Below are 18317 nucleotides of genomic sequence, written 5' to 3'. Positions count from 1 at the left end.
ATCATGAACAATGTCCGCTGAAATTACCTATAAGAAAAAGGATATCTGGAAAATAGCCTACCCTATCATGATCTGTCTGCTTATGGAACAGCTCATAGGCATGACGGATACGGCATTCATGGGAAGGGTCGGAGAAGTGGAGCTCGGAGCCTCGGCCATAGGTTCTGTATTCTACATGATGATATTCATGATGGGCTTCGGTTTCAGCATCGGTTCGCAGATAATCATCGCCCGCAGGAACGGCGAAGGCAATTACGGGGAAATAGGGAATGTTTTCTTCCAGGGCATGTACATCATACTTGCGATTGCCCTGGCGATGCTGGGCCTGTCCCTACTCTTTTCGGGCAGATTGCTGGATATCGCGGTTTCGTCTCCGGAAGTGGCCTCCGCCGCAAAGGATTATATCAAATACAGGGTTTTCGGCCTGATATTTTCATTCGCCGCCGCCATGTTCAGGGCGTTCTTTGTCGGTACGACACAAACGAAGACACTTACGCTCAACTCGATTGTGATGGTACTGTCGAATGTGCTGTTCAACTGGATACTCGTATTCGGGAAACTCGGTCTGCCCGCAATGGGCATATCGGGGGCGGCAATCGGCTCCGTACTCGCCGAAGCCGTGTCGCTGGCATTTTTCATCATATATACCAAATACAGGATAAATTGCCGGAAATACGGTCTGGACACTGTCTACAAGCCTTCCGCGGCAATGCAGGGCAACATCCTGAAAATATCCTTCTGGACGATGATCCAGAATTTCATATCATTTTCCACCTGGTTCGCCTTCATCATCTTCGTAGAACATCTCGGCGAGCATCCGCTGGCCATAACCAACATCGTCAGGAACATCGCGAGCATAGTTTTCATGATTATAACCGCGTTTTCTTCGACATGCAGTTCGATCACAAGCAATCTCATCGGAGCCGCAAGACAGGAGGAAGTGATGCCTACCATCAAGAGAATCATTGGGATGGCATACATGTTCGCCATCCCGCTTGCAATACTTTTTTCTGCATTTCCGCAGACTTTCGCCAGGATTTACACCAATATACCGTCACTGTATGAGGCCGTCGCCCCTTCCGTATGGGTGTTCTGCACTTCGCTGCTCTTCACCGTACCAGGCAATATACTTTTCCAGTCCGTCTCAGGTACCGGCAACACACGGAAAGCCTTTGCGCTTGAAATCGGCACCCTTGCCGTATACCTCGCCTACAGCGCCTTCGTCACATTGCAGCTGCATCTCGACGTCTCGTTATGCTGGACTACCGAGCATGTATATTACATACTCATAGGCATATTGAGCTATTCCTACATCAGGAAAGGCAAATGGGCGGGAAAAAGAGTGTGAGCCCCCTTTATTTTCAGCATCGGTTTTTTTGACGTTGTCTTTTTTTTGCCTAAGTTTGTAGTAATAAAAGGTGCCAGGCGTGTTTTTCCTGGGTGTGCCCCTCTTTTATGAGATTGAGTATCCCTAAGGGCACAAGGGATGAAAAAACAATTCAAAATGAAATCGAAAAACCGGTTTTTAATGCTACTGCTTTTTGCAGGCGGCCTTCTTGCGGCATCCTGCGAAAAGCCTGCAATCGATCCGGGCGGAAATGATGATCCGACCACGGATACGACTTCAACGGAAGAGCCGGGCAAGGACACTACCATCGTCTATGCTCTTGGTGTCGAACCGTCGTTACTGTACCTCTTGCGCAGTGAAAGCACAACTCTTTCCTGGTCTTTTTCACCTGAAACACCGGAACTTGCGGATGCTCCCGTATGGTCCTCCGATGACGAATCCGTCGCCACGGTAAGCCCTGAAGGCGAAGTAAGCGCCGTGTCCCCGGGAAAAACCGTCATAAGGCTTGCGGCCGGGGATTATTCGGCCGAATGCAAGGTGACCGTATTCATGGGAGACAAGAAACCTGAGAAGGCATACATCGGGGATTATTATCTTTCCGACGGCTCCATCCTTTCCCAGAACTCTTCCCGTGCCGAAATCGGTGCCATGGATGTCATAGGTGTGGTCTTCTGTACGGATACGAGCCGCATGAGCGGATTCGAAAAGAAGGCTCTTTGGGAAAAGGGCATAGAGCCCAACGGTCTGGTAATGTCGGCAAAACAGGCTCCGGAGCCATTGCGCTGGTACTATACCGATACCTATGATTTTACATTGAACGAAGAAGAAATCGGGATGCCGAATATCATCGTATATGACGACCCTGTGGCTACCTACCGCATGGCCAACGAGGATTTGAACGGATACATGTACTATAACCAGATAAAGGAGCTCCGGGCAAAGGAACTGGCTGCCGGATATTACCAGGTATTTACTTATGTGGCTGAGTTCGAGGAAAGTGTCCCTTCGCCTGAAATATCCACGGGTTGGTACCTGCCTTCAAACGGACAGTGGTTCGATATACTGAGGGGCCTCGCCAAGGGAAGTGTCGAGGAAAACAACCTTGTTCCCGAAGGCAATGAAGACTTTTACTGGATGCAGCTCGGACCTTTGTCCACGAATATCAACAATATCCTTGAGCCGGTAAAGGAACATTCGGAATTCATCGGCAGCGGAATGATGTTCTGGACCTCATCCGTGGCATCACCAAGCGAAACCCGTTTCATTTCATTGGATGACAACGGATTCTCATGCTGTTACAGATATTATAAGATGGAATACATGAACGTGCTGTGTGTTCTGGGATTTTAAAACATGGCTGACATGAAAAAATATTTTTCTTTTCCGGCTGCCATCGCGGCGGCCTGCCTCATGGTATTGTCATGCGAAGGGAACGGCTCCGATGTGGTTTCCGTTACAATCAGTGAAAGCGACATACAGTTGAAAACCGGGGATTCGTTGCGCCTTGAAGCCCAAACGATACCTTCCGGTGCCGCCGTTTCATGGTCTTCCTCCGATTCTGAAGTAGCCACCGTGGATGCGACAGGGCTTGTCAAGGCAGTGTCCGAAGGCTCAGCCACGGTCATAGCGGAAGCAGGAGGAGTCAGGGACAGTTGCAATGTAACCGTACAGCCCGACCGTACCCTTCCTTCACGTATCGTGCCCGGAGACTTCTTCCTGGCCGACGGTTCCATACTTTCGAAAGATGCCGATGCTGAGACCGTCCGCAATGCTGACGTAATAGGAATCGTGTTCTGTGTGGATTTGAGGAAGATTCCCGAATACGATGCCGGCTATCTGTCGGATAACGGCGTAATCATGGCGAGGGGTTTTGTCATGGCCCTGAAAGAGGCTTCCGAAACCTCGCAGATGTGGTACAAGGACCCTTATACAGGGGCCTACCTCAGGGATGAAACGGAAATAGGCTTCACCGATGCATTGGTAGAAGGGGATTCTTACGGGACTTTCGAACTTTCAGATGCGGATTTCAGCGGGTTTGAAAAAACATGCCTTGTAAAAGAATTCCGGACGGATGCATATAATGCGGGATATTATCCAGCCATGCTGGCGGCCGATGAGTACAATGACTATGTCCCAGTACCTGAAAATGCCACGCCATGGTACCTCCCGTCATGCGGCCAGTTCTTTGAAATCATACGCAATTTCGCCGATATCAGGTTTGACGAAAGCAATATGCTGCCGATCAACGATGATGATTTTATGTGGGAAAACATAACAGGCATAGTGGAGGCGATAAATGCTTCCATGGATAAAGTTTCCGATAACCTGAAGGATCCTGTTAATGATACTGGGGTGTATTGGACTTCCACGACATCTTCATCTACCCAGGCCCGTTATGTATATCTTGATAACGGATGGAGTGTAATATGCATGAAAGCAAATAAAAACGAGTCATATCTGGTAAGGCCTATACTGACATTCGGCTCATTTTGACAACAAACACAACTTGACAACAAGCACGACCGCGTCAGTCATTATTTTTAAACCGCAAGCCGGGAGCAGAGGACAAATTTGTTTGAACCAAGCCGAGGCCGGGCGCGAATAACAAGAACAGTTTAAAATCAATTCACATTATTAAAGTTATTTTGATATGAAAAAGTCATTATTTATCATTGCAATCGCATTCATTGCCGTTTCATTGTCGACAATATCCTGCGAAAAGAATAACACGGAAAAACCGGGACCGGAAGTTCCCGGAGGCGATACTACCGAGGTAGAAGAACCTGTTGAGATCGAGTCCATATCAGTGGATCCGACTTCGGCCGAGATGCTTATCGGAGACAATCTTACACTGACGGTGACAGTCTTGCCTGAAAATGCGGAGGTTGAAAATATATCATATACCAGCGATGACACCTCAATTGCCACTGTGGACGAAAACGGTACAGTTACCGCGACAGGTTCCGGCAGGACATCCATATTCGTTGAATCTGCCAATGTAAAAGATACATGTGTCGTGCAGGTGTACGGCGGCAACAAATTTCCGTCGCAGGCAACCGTGGGAGATTTTTATCTGTCAGACGGCTCATTGCTTGATGTATCGACGGATGCGGCCACTGTAGCTTCCCACGATGTTATCGGCATAGTCTATTCAACAGACACGACACGCATGGGGGCGGCGGAGAAGCAGGCTCTCATTGATAAAGGTATCGAGCCTCACGGTTCGGTAATGGCCACAAAGCACGTCGGAGATATCACATACAGCAATATGTGGTTTTATGATGCGGCGACCCAAGGATGGGACCGTGATGAAAGGGAAATAGGAATCCCGTATGCCTATGTCGTGGATGATTATTACGCATCTTACGAACTTTCCGATGCCGACATAGACGGTTACCTCTACACAAAACTGATTCAGGAAGAACGTGCCGCCGATTATGAAGCCGGATACTATCCGATATTCAAGGATGCCGTGGACTTCAATGAAACCGTTGCCGCCCCTGAGACGAGTACCGGCTGGTACCTCCCTGCAACCGGACAATGGTTCGATATCCTGAGAAACCTTGCAGGTGCGACACTTAATACCACTTCTTCATTTTTCGACGGTGAAACTGGAAACTTTTTCTGGTTGGGGAAAGGAGACGTTCCTGAACTCATGAATGCTAACTTTGAGAAAGTGGCGGACGATGACAAGACAATGTTCGATCCTGTGACTAATCAATTGTGGACTTCGTCTCAGGCATCATCAAATCAGGCAAGAGTGATAATATTCGACAATGCATCATTCATCCATTCATTTTGGTACTACAAGTATTATTACTTTGGAGCGCGCTGCGTTTTGGGATTTTAAAGGAGCCATTTCCTGAAATATCTTCGAAGTAGCCAAATCAAAGAGAGGGCGGGTCAAAAGTCAGACTCGCCCTCTTTAAAACTTCTTGGAAGCTGTTATTTTATCCTTTTGTACCCGTATACCGCTCTGTCGCCGAGTTCTTCTTCGATTCTGAGCAACTGGTTGTATTTGGCCATCCTGTCCGAACGGCTGAGTGAGCCGGTCTTGATCTGGCCGCTGTTTGTGGCAACGGCTATGTCAGCTATGGTTGCATCCTCAGTTTCACCTGAACGGTGTGAAGTAACTGTTGTATATCCGTGACGGTGGGCCATTTCAATTGCATCAAGAGTTTCGCTGAGCGAACCTATCTGATTGACCTTTATAAGGATTGAGTTTGCACATCCCATTGCGATACCCTTTGAAAGGAAATCGACGTTGGTAACGAAGAGGTCGTCACCTACGAGCTGGCATTTCGAACCTATCCTGTCGGTAAGCGCCTTCCAGCCTTCCCAGTCGTTCTCGCTCATACCGTCTTCGATGGAATCGATAGGATATTTGCCGATAAGTTCTTCAAGATAATCCACCTGCTCCGCCGAGGTACGTTTCTTTCCGTTAGGGCCTTCGAACTTGGTATAATCGTAAATGCCGTCTTTGTAGAACTCCGATGAAGCGCAGTCGAGGCCTATCATTACGTCCTTGCCCGGTTCATATCCTGCCGCCTTGATTGCAGCCATGATGGATTCAAGGGCGTCTTCCGTGCCTTTCAATGCCGGAGCGAAACCTCCTTCATCGCCTACGGCCGTGCTGAGTCCGCGGTCATGAAGCACTTTCTTCAGTGCATGGAATACTTCCGCACCCATACGGAGCCCTTCCTTGAAACAAGGCGCGCCTACCGGGCGTATCATGAATTCCTGGAAAGCTATAGGGGCATCGCTGTGCGAGCCGCCGTTGATGATGTTCATCATCGGGACAGGGAGAACGTAAGTGTTCACACCGCCGATATATCTGTAAAGCGGAATATTCAGATAATTAGCCGCAGCCTTTGCAACAGCAAGCGAAACTCCGAGTATGGCATTCGCCCCGAGATTCGATTTCGTCTTGGTACCGTCCAGAGCAATCATCTTCATATCGATAGCACGCTGTTCCAATACGGAGCATCCGCACAATGCAGGGGCGATTTTGTCATTCACATTGGCGACTGCCTTCAGGACACCTTTGCCTCCGTAACGCTTTTTGTCACAGTCCCTCAATTCCAGAGCCTCGTGCTCGCCGGTCGACGCACCCGAAGGAACGGAAGCACGTCCGAGAACCCCGTTTTCAAGTCTTACATCAACTTCCACTGTAGGATTTCCGCGTGAATCAAGTATTTCACGTGCAACGATTTCTTTAATCTTCATATAACTAAACTCAATAAATAAATTAAACTGCCTTAATAAAAACCGCGCCGACACTCTCAAAATCCGTGCCTTAGAACGGGTATCCGACACCGAAATGGATGGCAAAACCATTATGCCTGAACCATTCGTCCGGGCCGAGCCATCCCCTCCTTGCAGGTACGGCACCTGCTGCCAGCTCCTTGTCCGAGAGAGACTGCATCGACGGGTCATGCAGCCTTATGCCCATATCGAGCCTCAGAAGGACGAAATCGAGGTCGAACCTTATACCGAGTCCCCAGTTCAGCGCCACGCTCCGGAAAAAGTCCCGTCCTCTCAGCACTCCGGGGTCGTCGGCCACGGAGGAACGCAGGTTCCATACATTGCCGGCATCCACGAACAGCGCACCGGCTATTTTCCAGAAAATCCTGAACCTGTATTCGATATTGGCTTCCATTTTTATGTCTCCCGTCTGGTTAGGAATGACAAAATTGCTGTTCATGGCAGACATGCCGGGACCGACGGCCCTCGACTGCCAACCGCGCAGGCTGCTCGCCCCGCCAGCGTAGAACTGTTTTTCAAACGGCATCGCCGCCGAGTTGCCGTAAGAATAGCCTATGCCTCCGATGGCCCTGACGGCGAGGGAATGCGTCCCCCTTTTGCCGAATACCCATGTCCTGACAAGCGAAAGCTCTGCCCTGGCAAACTGGGAATAAGGCGTGTTCCATATCCTATGGCTGCCGTTTTCATCCACCGGCATGAGGGGATTGAAAAGGCTAAGCACGTTTCCGGCAAGGTCGAATTGCAGCCTTGTATAGAAATAAGTGTTTTTCGGATTTACGGAATTGTCGGTCGTATAGTAGACCGTGCCGCCCAGCCCCAAATCGAAGTGGTTCTGATAGGCGCTCTGCAAATACGGATTGTTGCTCAGGTCATCGTAAAAATCCTGGTCGAGGTTGAACAGGCGTATGATATTGAGCTGGATGGGCGACAAGGTGTAATAAAGCCTGTTTCCGGAATTCCAGCTGTACCCGAATGAAGTGGATATGATGTTCCTCGTATATTCTGGCCTGCTCTGATAGTTGTACGATATGTTCAGGTCCGTCCTCGGTATCGCCCCGTGGAAAAGCCTGTCGGGCAGGAAGAGGAATTTAGGAAAACTTATCCCGGCGGAAATACCGAGCTCATTCGAGCGGATAGGGTCGTTGAACTTGAACTGGAAATTTCCCATAAAACTGAGGGTCAGCCACTCTCCTCCCCTGAAAATGTTCTTGTTGTAATATGAAAGCGAGGGCGATATGCCGAAAAGTCCGGAAGAATTGGTGGAGGCCTCGACATTCAGTTTCATTCCCTGGATTTTCGACTGCGTAAGGGAGATGTCGCAGTCGACCAGATTCCCGGGGGCCTCGGAGGTAGTTATATTCACGCTTCCGAAGAGCCTCACGCCGGAAAAACGCGAATAGGTGTTGTTTATGACTTGTTCGTCATAGATGTCTCCAGGCTTAACAAGGTTCAGCCTTTTCAGGAGGTTTTCCCTGATTTTCATATCCTTGTCATATTTTATCCTGACATTTCCGATTGCATACCGGCGATGCTCTATGGAATCTGAAGGCTGCCCTCCCCGCGGATAATTCCTTATCTGTATTTCCAGCAAGGCGCTGTCTTTCACCGCGGTAGTGTCAGCTTCGAAAAATATGTAGTTTTTGGAAAAACCGTAATAACCGTTCCGGCGGTATACCGTATTGAGCCTCTGGGACTCGCTTTCCAGTACGGATTCGCTCAGATAGTCCCCTTTGCCGACAAGGGAACGGGACGAATCGGCAAGCGCAATCGAGCGCATGAGCGAATCCCCGATGTCATAGCTTATGGACTTTATCGGGAACCTCTTGCCCGGATAGACCTCGTATTTCACTTTGGCCCTGCGCTTTTTGTATGTCACCGTATCCTTGACAGAGGAGCCGTAATAACCAAGATACCGAAGATGGGATTCGATGTTCTCCTTGCTGCTCCCGACAAGCGACGGGTCGAACTGCACCGGCGCCACCCCTATCTTCTTGACGAACCTGTCCCAACCGTTCCCCTTGCCGTTGCTCCAGTTGTAAATGTTAAGGAAAGGGTTCCAGCCGAAAACGAAATACTTGTTCGGGGCCTGTTTTATGTATTGCTCTATGTCGGAAACACTCACATCCCCCCTTTCGGCCTTGTCTCCCATTATTTCCACGACATTCTTCTGCAACCGGTATGTACCTTCGGGCAATACTCTTGTGGTACTGCAAGATATGGCGAGCAGCAATGCCGGCAGAACGGCCATTATCCTATGGAGGCTTTTCATGTCCATGCGAATCCTTTAACCGAAAGTCACAAATTATGCAAAAATAGCTTATTTTTGCAGATAATCCTAAAAAACCGGGTATGCCGCTGACGAAAAACGAAATAAAATCCATACGTTCACTGTCGCAGAAAAAATTCCGCGATGAAACGGGGCTTTTCATCTGCGAAGGTGAAAAACTGGTGGCCGAGGCGCTTGCTTCCGGTTTCGGCATCGAAGCTGTTTACCGCGCTGATGAAATCGGGGAGGAAGCCATGTCCCGCATATCATGCCTGTCGTCCCCTTCTCCGGCCCTTGCCGTGGTGAGGATGCCCGAAGGGCGCGGCCGGATTGCCGCCCGGGAAGCGGCTACCTCCATCCTGGATTCCGCAAGCGGTGTCGGAAACGGAAAGTCCGGAAATACTGTCCCGCTGTATCTCGGGCTCGACGGCATACGCGATCCAGGAAATGCCGGGACGATAATAAGGATAGCCGACTGGTTCGGGATAAATGCCGTATTCGCCTCCGAAGGAAGCGTGGACATATTCAACCCCAAGGTAGTCCAGGCCACTATGGGTGCGATATTCAGGGTAAGGTTCGCATATACCGACCTCGCTTCGCTGTGCGGGATTCTCGGCAAAAACGGAATCCCGGTATTCGGTACCTTCCTCGACGGGGAGGACATATACAAGGCAGACCTAATGTCGGAGAGCCCGGAAATGATAGTGATGGGTTCGGAATCCGACGGAATTTCCCGGCAGACAGCCTCCAATATAGGCAGAAGGCTTTTCATCCCTCCTTTCGGAAAATGCGGAGGCGAGTCCCTCAATGTGGCGGCGGCGACCGCCATAACCTGCTCGGAATTCAGACGCAGGTACTGAAAACGGCTATCGCCCCGTCCCAGGCCACGACTTCCATGTCGACAGGGTTTTCATGATTGAATCCGGGCGTTTCCCCTATCCCGAAATATTCGAAAGCGTGCCGCGGTATCCGGATGCGGAGCCTTGCGGGACAGTCGGAAAAATTGGCAGCGACCAGTCTCAGATCCCCCGGTGCGTACCTTAAAAACGCAAAATGCCTGTCGGGATTGAAATCGGGATTCTGCATGTTTGCATAACACAGATCGAAGACCTTCCCTTCCGAGAACGCCGGACTTCCGGAGGCCGCCGAAAGCAGGTGGCAGTAACGGGAATAGATGTATTTTTCGTTTTCCGACAACTGTCCGGTCAGGGCCCGCCTCAAAGTCCCTACGCTCCAGAAATCGTATATCGTTGTCCGTCCGTCGACACCGCTGAAACCTTCGGAGTCCATTCCCCGTTCCCCGTATTCCTGTCCGGAATAAATCATGAAGGGAGCATCGTTGAAAAGCAGGGAAACATGCAGGGCCGCAAAGGCCTTTCTGGCGCTGCCGCAGAAAAAGTCGGATGCTATCCTCTGTTCGTCATGGTTTTCGAGAAAATTCAGCATGGCGGGCTGCAAATCCCCCAAGGCCTGCCAGTTGCGGGTGATTCCTGTGGCCGGGCCTCCCGAAACGGTTATGTGCCTCAATGTATCGTAGAGTCCGGACTTGTCGTAAAGCAGGTCGAAACCGGCTTCGGAATACTCCCTGTACCTGGACATGTCGTAGACCTCGGCGATAAAGCAGACATTTCCGCCGAATTCTTCCTTAACTCTACGTATCATCCACGAAAAGAAGGCGGCAGGCACCATTTCCGCCATGTCGCAACGGAAACCGTCCACGCCTTTCAAAGCCCAGAACCTTACAGTTTCCGCCATTTTGTCCCATGTCCCGGTATGACTGGAGCAATAATTGAGCTTGACGGTGTCATACCAATCATTTTCAGAAGGATATGCACTGTAACAATCGTTTCCGGTTACTTTTGCCGGACATTCATGGTAATCTTCGTGGCCGGGAATGCCGCATGGAAGGTGCAGGCACTCTCCCGGGATGTACAGAAAATCGTTTTCCTCGCGGCATGCGACCGAACTGTCGTCGTTTTCGCCGAGAGGGATGGCGGAAGAACGGTATTCGCGGGCCACGTGATTGGGCACGAAATCCATTATCACCCTCAGCCCGGCATCGTGCGTGCGCTTAATCAACTGCTCAAACTCCGTCATCCTGTCATGAGGATTATCAGCAAGATACGGAGCTATGTCGGAGTAGTCCCGTATGGCATAAGGAGAACCGGCAAGTCCTTTTACTACGGCAAATGAAGACGACGGTTTGCCCTCGAAGGAAACCGTCGTCGCATGATCCAATACCCCTGTATACCAGATGTCGGTTATTTTCAAGTCGTCACGGAGGCGGCACAGGACTTCGGAAGTGATGTCCGAAAATTTCCCGCAACCGTTTTCCTCCAATGTCCCGCCGCGAATACAGGCGGCGGAAATGTTTCCGAAATACCTCGGAAGCATCTGGTATATTATCCTTTTGCCCATAGGCCGGTTCCGCCTGTCTCCATTTTCAGGTTACCAGCAGAGTATTTTCCTGAAATCGTATTTTTCCGGTTCCGGAAGATATTTGCGCGCGGCTTCATAGTCTTCAGGGCCCAGATACTGGACAAGGTTGTCATAGAAATTCCTTGCCAGGCCTCCGTTTATGTCCACCTTGCGCGGCGGTATCTTGCCGGTAACGTCCTGCAAGTCTTTCAGGTACAGCGGGAAAACCTTGCCGGAAGCATCGACATAGACCATGCAGCCGGTCTCTCCGCGATTGTACAGTTCGAATACCCCCATCCCGAGCTGCGAGCAATATGTAAGGTCGTATGCTACAGGGTCGTTGCACCTCACATCGTAGCCTATCTCCACCGGGCGTGTCTTGACCTTTATGCCCATGTCTTTAAGTTCTTTTTCAAGGATATCGTTGAAAAGCACGGCCTTCGAGACCTTGCCGAGCTCCGGATGTCCGTGCTCGTCGTAGGAGAACCTTACGCCACGTGCTTCAAGTTCCTTGCTGTCAAGTTCATGGAAGACACCCTCGGAAATCATGACGGCACCGTAATCTATACCGAGAATCTTCCTCTTTATGATGGAAGATATGGAGAGGGCGATGATTTTCTCGACAGTTATTCCGGTCCTGTCGAACATTTCCGGTATGATAATCATCGGATAATGGCAGGAGGCCCCGATTCCGAGAGCAAGGTGCCCAGCCGAACGGCCCATCGCCGCAACGAGCATCCAGTTGCCGGACGTCCTCGCATCTTCATATATGGTGCGGGCTATGCGCGCTCCCTCGTCCTTGGCCGAATTGAAGCCGAAAGTCGGAGCATTGTCCGGCAGAGGCAGGTCGTTGTCTATCGTTTTGGGAACATGTATGTTGCGTATCGGATAACTGTGCCCTTCGAGGAATTTTGCCACCCTGTTGGCCGTGGAAGCCGTATCGTCCCCACCTATCGTCACGAGCAGCCTTATGTTGTTGTCCCTGAACAATGAAAGGTTGAAATTGTTCTCGAAATCCTTGTCGGTAGGCTTGAAACGGCTCATTTGCAGATAAGAGCCTCCCCTGTTGAAATATCTGTCGGCTATCTTGAAATCGAGTTCTTCGAAAGAAGCCTTTTCGGAAAAGAGCCCGGAATACCCTCCGTGGAGTCCTAATACGCGGAATCCTTTGGATATGAATGTCTTGGTAATACTTCCGATTACAGTGTTTATGCCGGGTGCAGGGCCTCCGCCGGCAAGAATGATTACAGAATCTTTCATTTTCAATCTTGTTAAAATCCGTTAATACCGCAAAAATAATAAGAAAGATGGAGATAAATTGACTATTTTTGTAGTTTGTTTCGGTTTTTTACCGCGATATGGATTCGGACATGGACAAAAAGGAAGCTAAAAAACGGATAGAGGAGCTCCGGGAGACCATCGGAGAACACAACAGGAGATATTATGTCGAAAATTCTCCGACAATCTCGGATTTCGAATACGACATGCTCATGCAGGAGCTTGCCGCAATGGAGAGGAAATATCCCGAATTCGCTTCCCCAGATTCCCCTACGGTGAAGGTCGGAAGCGACATAGACACCGCCGGGAAACCGGTAAAACGGGAATTCGTACAGCGCAGGCACCGTTATCCGATGCTTTCCCTCGGAAACACATACGACATGGGGGAAGTGAATGCCTTTTTCGGCAGGGTGCGTGACGTGGAACCCGATTTCACGATGTCGGCGGAGCTCAAATTCGACGGCACCGCCATCTGCTTGACCTACAGGCACGGGGAGCTTGCCATGGCGCTTACCCGCGGAGACGGCACCGAGGGGGACGATGTGACGGAAAACGTGCTGAAGATAAGCAATATACCGCACAGGCTGGAACGGTCGTCCGTGCCTTTTCCGGACGAATTCGAAATCCGCGGGGAAATTTACATGCCCTACAAGGCCTTCGACAGGCTCAATGCGGAAAGGGAAATTGATGAAGAACCGCCTTTCGCCAATCCGAGAAACGCGGCATCAGGGTCGCTGAAACTGCTCGACCCAGAAGAAGTGGGCCGGCGCGGACTGGAGTGTACGCTTTACCACCTTATCGGGGAAAACCTCCCGTTCTCCACACATATTGAGGCTCTTGAGGCCGCCCGTTCATGGGGTCTTCCTATTTCGGAGCACATAAGGCTGTGCCATGACATGGACGAAGTCGACACATATATCACTGACTGGGATGTGCGCAGGAAATTCCTTCCATTCGCCACGGACGGAATTGTAATAAAGGTGAACGAACTGGAAATACAGAAAAGGTTGGGATATACGGCCAAGTCGCCGAGATGGGCGACGGCGTTCAAGTTCCAGGCCGAGCGGGCCCTGACAAAGCTGCTTTCCATCGATTACCAGGTCGGGAGGACAGGTGCGGTCACCCCTGTGGCCAACCTCGAACCCGTACAGCTGTCGGGTACGGTCGTCAAGCGCGCCTCGCTCCACAATGCCGACCAGATGAAGCTGCTCGACATCCACATAGGCGATTACGTATATGTCGAAAAGGGAGGGGAAATCATACCGAAGATTACCGGAGTCGAGCTGTCTAAGCGTACCGGAGGCATCCTTCCGCCGGAGTTTCCCGCATACTGCCCTGTCTGCGGGACGAAACTCGTAAAAAACGAAGGCGAAGCCAAGTCGTTCTGTCCCAACAAGGACGGCTGCCCTCCACAGATAAAGGCCGGGATACTGCATTTCGTCAGCCGCAAAGCCATGAACATCAACGCCGGAGAGGCGACGATAGACCAGCTTACCGAAGCCGGGTTCATCAAAGACAGCTCGGATCTGTACGGTCTCGGCATGGAGCAACTGCTGACTCTCGAAGGCTGGAAAGAACGCTCGGCCGCCAAATTCCTCGCAAGCATCGAAGCCTCGAAACAGGTGCCTTTCCCGAGAGTTCTGTTCGCCATAGGCATAAGGTATGTCGGTGAAACCACGGCCAAGGCCCTGGCAAGGCATTTCAAGAGCATAGACAGTCTTGCAGCCGCCACAAGGGAGGAACTCGCCGATGTGGATGAGGTCGGAGATATCATCGCCGATTCGGTAACCGCGTATTTTTCAGACCTGAAACATCTCGAATTCCTTTTGAAACTAAGGAGCGCCGGACTGAAAATGGAGTTGGATCCCGACGGCGGAGAGAAAATTTCCGACATATTCGGAGGGGCCGCCATAGTGATTACAGGCAATTTTTCAATCCCGAGAGAGGAAATGAAGAAGAAAATAGAGGCTTTCGGGGGCAAGAACACGGGGTCCGTCAGTGCGAAGACGGCCTACCTCCTCGCCGGGGAGAAACCGGGTCCTGAAAAGATGAAAAAGGCCGAAAAACTCGGAATAAGGATAATAAGCGAGAGCGATTTCAACGAGATGACGGAAAGGACGGAGGGGTAATTTTTATAATCGGATATTTTATTTTTATAACCTGATATTTTTTTGATAAAATGGAAGAATTGAAAATCGGAATGAAAAACAGGTCTGAAATGACCGTTACGGACGAAACCACGGCAATACGCTACGATTCCGGGGCGCTGCCGGTATTTTCCACCCCGGCCATGCTCGCCCTTATGGAAGGGGCCTCGTGGCATTTGGTGAAGAATGTGAGCGGACAGGACACGGTCGGCACCCTCGTGAACATAGAGCACCTCAGGGCCTGCAAGGTCGGGACGAAGGTATGGGCGGAGGCCGAACTGACGGCTATCGAAGGCAGGAAGCTCTCTTTCAACGTCACGGCCTGCGATGACAAGGGAGTCATAGGAAAGGGATATCACGAAAGGTTCATAGTAGACCCTGAACGTTTCATGGGCAAACTCTGACGGAAAAGCATACCATACGGAGGAAAACATGGGACTGAAAGGCACCGTAGAGAGGATAAGGAAATTTTTCACCCACGACATCTGGCATCTGGACATGGGTACGATAAGCCGTGCGAAAGCCAGGGCCGTGCGCTATATCCGCGTGCTTTTCATAACGATACAGACATTTTCTTCCGAAAGGATTGGGAGCCAGGCCGTCTGCCTGAGTTTTTTCGGTACGATGGCCGTAGTCCCGTTCCTTGCAGTCACTTTCGCCATAACCGACGGATTCGGCCTGCGCGAATACCTCCAGCGGATGATATACGAGTATTTCGACACGAGCCAGGAGGTCATAGACCAGGTCATACAGTATGCGGACAATATCATAAACACCGCCCAGTCAAGCGCCCTGGGACTGATAAGCGCACTGATTTTCGTATGGCTCATATTCTGGATGATGCTTAATGTGGAAGCCGCTTTCAATCATGTATGGAAGGTAAGGAAATCGAGGAATTTTCTCAGGAGGCTCGCCGTTTACGGGACCATACTCGCCATCTCCCCTTTTGTCGTGATAGTGATGTTTTCCGCATTTTTCATGTATGCCGACGCCTTCGAGTCCATAGGTTTCGGGGCCGAAGTGACAGACAGCCTCAAATCCGGAATAGCCTGGATTGCCGTATATGTACTTACGGTGCTCGTGCTTACGGCGATGTACAAATTCATACCCAACAAGAAGGTATATTTCGGACCGGCCTTCAAGGCGGCATTGGTTTCCGCCCTGTTTTTTGTAATTTTGCAGTATATTTACATTGAAACGCAGCTGTTCGTGGCAAGGCTGAGCGCGGTTTACGGGGCTGTCGCGGCCATACCGCTTTTCATGTTTTGGATGAATTTCTGCTGGTTCATAATTCTGTTCGGTGCGGAAATTTCGTATGCGTTCCAGAATGTAGACAAATATAATCTTGACGACTGAGATATGACTGAATTTACCAAGGAAGACATCGGCATGGTGCAGGCCGCTTATGAAGATTTGCTCGAAGCGGCGAAAAAACGGGTGCAGGGACCGAATGAGCTCGAAATGATCAAGAAGGCCTTCGAGTTCGCAAACGAAGCCCACAAGGGTGTGAGGCGGAGGTCGGGAGAGCCTTATATCATGCATCCTTTGGCCGTAGCCAAAATAGTCGTCAGCGAGATAGGGCTCGGCTACAAGTCAATAGTCGCCGCACTGCTCCACGACGTAGTGGAAGACACGGATTATACAATCGATGACATCAAGGCCCAGTTCAACGAGAAGATTGCTTCGCTGGTGGACGGCCTCACAAAGATAAAGGTAGCCCTGAACAATGAAGACACGGCCACGAAGACATCCCTACAGGCTGAAAACTTCAAGCGCATACTGTACACCCTCAATGACGATATCCGGGTCGTGCTCATCAAACTCGCCGACAGGCTGCACAATATCAGGACCATAGGCGCGATGCCGGAGTACAAGCGGGACAAGATTCTCGGCGAAACCATGTATATCTTCATCCCTCTCGCCCACCGGCTCGGACTGTACGGCATCAAGTCCGAAATGGAGGATACCTGGCTGAGGTACAAGGAGCCCGAGGCATACAGGGACATTACCGAGAAGCTCGCCGACATCCAGCAGGGCAATTTCCACAAGCTCGACAAATTCGTCGCCCCTATCGAGGAGGCTTTGAAAGAGGCCGGCATCAGTTATACGATATTGAAAAGGCTGAAATCCCCATATTCGATATGGTACAAGATAAAGACGAAGGGCGTGTCATTCGACCAGATATACGACCTTTTCGCCGTAAGGATAATCTACAGGCCGGACAAGCCGGAAAAGGAAATATCCGAGTGCTTCGAAATCTACACCATCCTGAAAAAGATTTTCCCTCCGCGCAGTTTCAAGCAGGACAGATACCGCGACTGGGTAGGCAACCCAAAGAGCAACGGCTACGAGGCCCTGCACTGTACGATAATGTGCCGGGACGAGGCAAAAGGATTCTGGGTCGAAGTGCAAATCCGCAGCGAAAGGATGAACGACATCGCCGAAAAAGGCATCGCGGCCCACTGGCTGTACAAGAAGGACGGCGTAATCCTTCCGGACATGGAAAACGAAATGGACACGATGCTCCAGAGGGTCAGGGAGATAATCAATAATCCCGATGCTTCGTCCATAGAGCTCCTGGACGAATTCCACAAGGAAATGACCAGTCCGAACATTACGGTTTTCACTCCGAAAGGCGAACAGAGGACGCTAATAAAGGGGGCTACGGCCCTCGATTACGCATACCAGATACATACGCAGATAGGAAATACCGCGATAGCCGCAAAAATCAACCAGAAGCTCTACCCTCTTTCGCAGGAGCTCCGCAGCGGCGACCAGGTGGAGATAATCACCGCCGACAATGCCGCCCCGAAGGCCGAATGGCTCGAATTCCTCAAGACGGCCAAGGCCATCAATATCGTAAAATCCTATCTGAAGGGTGAAAAACAGGAATATATCGATGCCGGGATGAAAACCGTCGAGCAGAAACTGCATGAATGCGGCCTGAAATTTTCCGAAAAGAACATCAAGCTCCTGTACCGCGGCTACAAACTGAACACCGCCGAAGACCTGTATTTCAATGTAGGTTCCGGCATGCTGAGCCTCAGCGACATCGAATATGTGCTGAAACGCATGTCATCCAACCAGTCATGGTTCAGCTGGTTCAGGAATCCCTTCAAGAACGACAACATATTCGTGGACGAGGCTTCGAAAGGCATGAATTTCGTTATATCCCCGTGCTGCAATCCGATTCCCGGGGACCCGATAATAGGCTTCAAGGATACGGACAATGTAATACACATACACAAGAAAAGCTGCAAGAAGGCAACGGAACTGGAATCCAAACAGGGATATACGATAGTGAAAGACCCTGTATGGAATACGGAAAACCGCAACCACTCCTACCCTGCACGCATCTCGGTATACGGAATGGACAGGTTGGGGATACTCAGCGATGTGACGAAGTACATATCATTCGTCATGGGCGTAAACATAAGGCATCTGGATTTCAACAGCAACGGTGGCGTTTTCACGGGAGACATAGACCTGTTGGTGACAAGCAAGAAGGATCTGGATACGATAATCAAGAAACTGACGAAAATAGACGGAATAGAGAAGGTGCGAAGGGAAGACATAGTAGAAATTTGACTATTTA

At 50.4% G+C, this 18317-nt stretch carries 13 protein-coding genes; 9 read left to right on the top strand and 4 right to left on the bottom strand.

Annotated elements, in window-relative coordinates; all coding sequences use genetic code 11:
* Positions 1–10 precede the first annotated feature (10 nt).
* From B5F83_RS07100 to B5F83_RS07085, 4 genes are all read left to right on the top strand, one after another.
* Entirely contained in the window at positions 11–1348 is a 1338-nt protein-coding gene (locus B5F83_RS07100; protein WP_087278539.1) for an MATE family efflux transporter, read from the top strand.
* A gap of 180 nt (positions 1349–1528) precedes the next feature.
* Positions 1529–2698, top strand: coding sequence for an Ig-like domain-containing protein (locus tag B5F83_RS07095; protein WP_158094179.1), 1170 nt, complete (start codon positions 1529–1531; stop codon positions 2696–2698).
* 12 nt (positions 2699–2710) lie between these two features.
* Complete coding sequence (locus B5F83_RS07090) at positions 2711–3841, top strand: Ig-like domain-containing protein (protein ID WP_158094178.1); 1131 nt, start codon at positions 2711–2713, stop codon at positions 3839–3841.
* Positions 3842–3998: 157 nt separating this feature from the next.
* Positions 3999–5198 carry an Ig-like domain-containing protein gene (locus B5F83_RS07085; RefSeq protein ID WP_087278530.1) on the top strand — a complete coding sequence of 400 codons (1200 nt, stop codon included), beginning with the start codon at positions 3999–4001 and terminating at the stop codon, positions 5196–5198.
* A 95-nt stretch (positions 5199–5293) separates the two neighbouring features.
* Here B5F83_RS07085 and eno read toward each other — a convergent pair whose 3' ends face one another.
* Together eno and B5F83_RS07075 are read right to left on the bottom strand one after the other, a co-directional pair.
* Positions 5294–6574, bottom strand: coding sequence for a phosphopyruvate hydratase (gene eno, locus B5F83_RS07080; RefSeq protein WP_087278526.1), 1281 nt, complete (start codon positions 6572–6574; stop codon positions 5294–5296).
* Positions 6575–6644: 70 nt separating this feature from the next.
* Positions 6645–8888, bottom strand: coding sequence for a BamA/TamA family outer membrane protein (locus tag B5F83_RS07075; RefSeq protein WP_087278523.1), 2244 nt, complete (start codon positions 8886–8888; stop codon positions 6645–6647).
* A gap of 74 nt (positions 8889–8962) precedes the next feature.
* Here B5F83_RS07075 and B5F83_RS07070 point away from each other — a divergent pair, with 74 nt between their 5' ends.
* Positions 8963–9739, top strand: coding sequence for an RNA methyltransferase (locus B5F83_RS07070; protein WP_343234008.1), 777 nt, complete (start codon positions 8963–8965; stop codon positions 9737–9739).
* On the opposite strand, the gene B5F83_RS07065 is transcribed toward B5F83_RS07070, so the two are convergent.
* Complete coding sequence (locus B5F83_RS07065; RefSeq protein ID WP_087278520.1) at positions 9723–11297, bottom strand: alpha-amylase family glycosyl hydrolase; 1575 nt, start codon at positions 11295–11297, stop codon at positions 9723–9725. The two genes, B5F83_RS07070 and B5F83_RS07065, sit on opposite strands and share 17 nt — an antisense overlap.
* Before the next feature lie 30 nt (positions 11298–11327).
* Positions 11328–12557 carry a 6-phosphofructokinase gene (locus B5F83_RS07060; protein WP_087278517.1) on the bottom strand — a complete coding sequence of 410 codons (1230 nt, stop codon included), beginning with the start codon at positions 12555–12557 and terminating at the stop codon, positions 11328–11330.
* A 110-nt stretch (positions 12558–12667) separates the two neighbouring features.
* Here B5F83_RS07060 and ligA point away from each other — a divergent pair, with 110 nt between their 5' ends.
* From ligA to B5F83_RS07040, 4 genes are read left to right on the top strand one after another with little or no spacing between them, the layout of a single operon-like run.
* The gene (ligA, locus tag B5F83_RS07055; RefSeq protein WP_087278718.1) at positions 12668–14704 is read left to right on the top strand and encodes an NAD-dependent DNA ligase LigA; all 2037 of its coding nucleotides are present in this window, start codon (positions 12668–12670) and stop codon (positions 14702–14704) included.
* Between the two features lie 50 nt (positions 14705–14754).
* Positions 14755–15126: a thioesterase family protein gene (locus B5F83_RS07050; RefSeq protein WP_087278512.1), complete on the top strand. Its 372-nt coding sequence runs from the start codon at positions 14755–14757 to the stop codon at positions 15124–15126.
* Positions 15127–15154: 28 nt separating this feature from the next.
* Entirely contained in the window at positions 15155–16078 is a 924-nt protein-coding gene (locus tag B5F83_RS07045) for a YihY/virulence factor BrkB family protein (RefSeq protein ID WP_087278509.1), read from the top strand.
* Between the two features lie 3 nt (positions 16079–16081).
* Positions 16082–18310: a RelA/SpoT family protein gene (locus B5F83_RS07040; protein WP_087278506.1), complete on the top strand. Its 2229-nt coding sequence runs from the start codon at positions 16082–16084 to the stop codon at positions 18308–18310.
* Positions 18311–18317: the final 7 nt, after the last annotated feature.

Source organism: Muribaculum sp. An289 (assembly GCF_002159555.1).
GTDB lineage: Bacteria > Bacteroidota > Bacteroidia > Bacteroidales > UBA932 > Merdivivens > Merdivivens faecigallinarum.
This window is presented reverse-complemented; position numbering and strand designations above follow the sequence as displayed.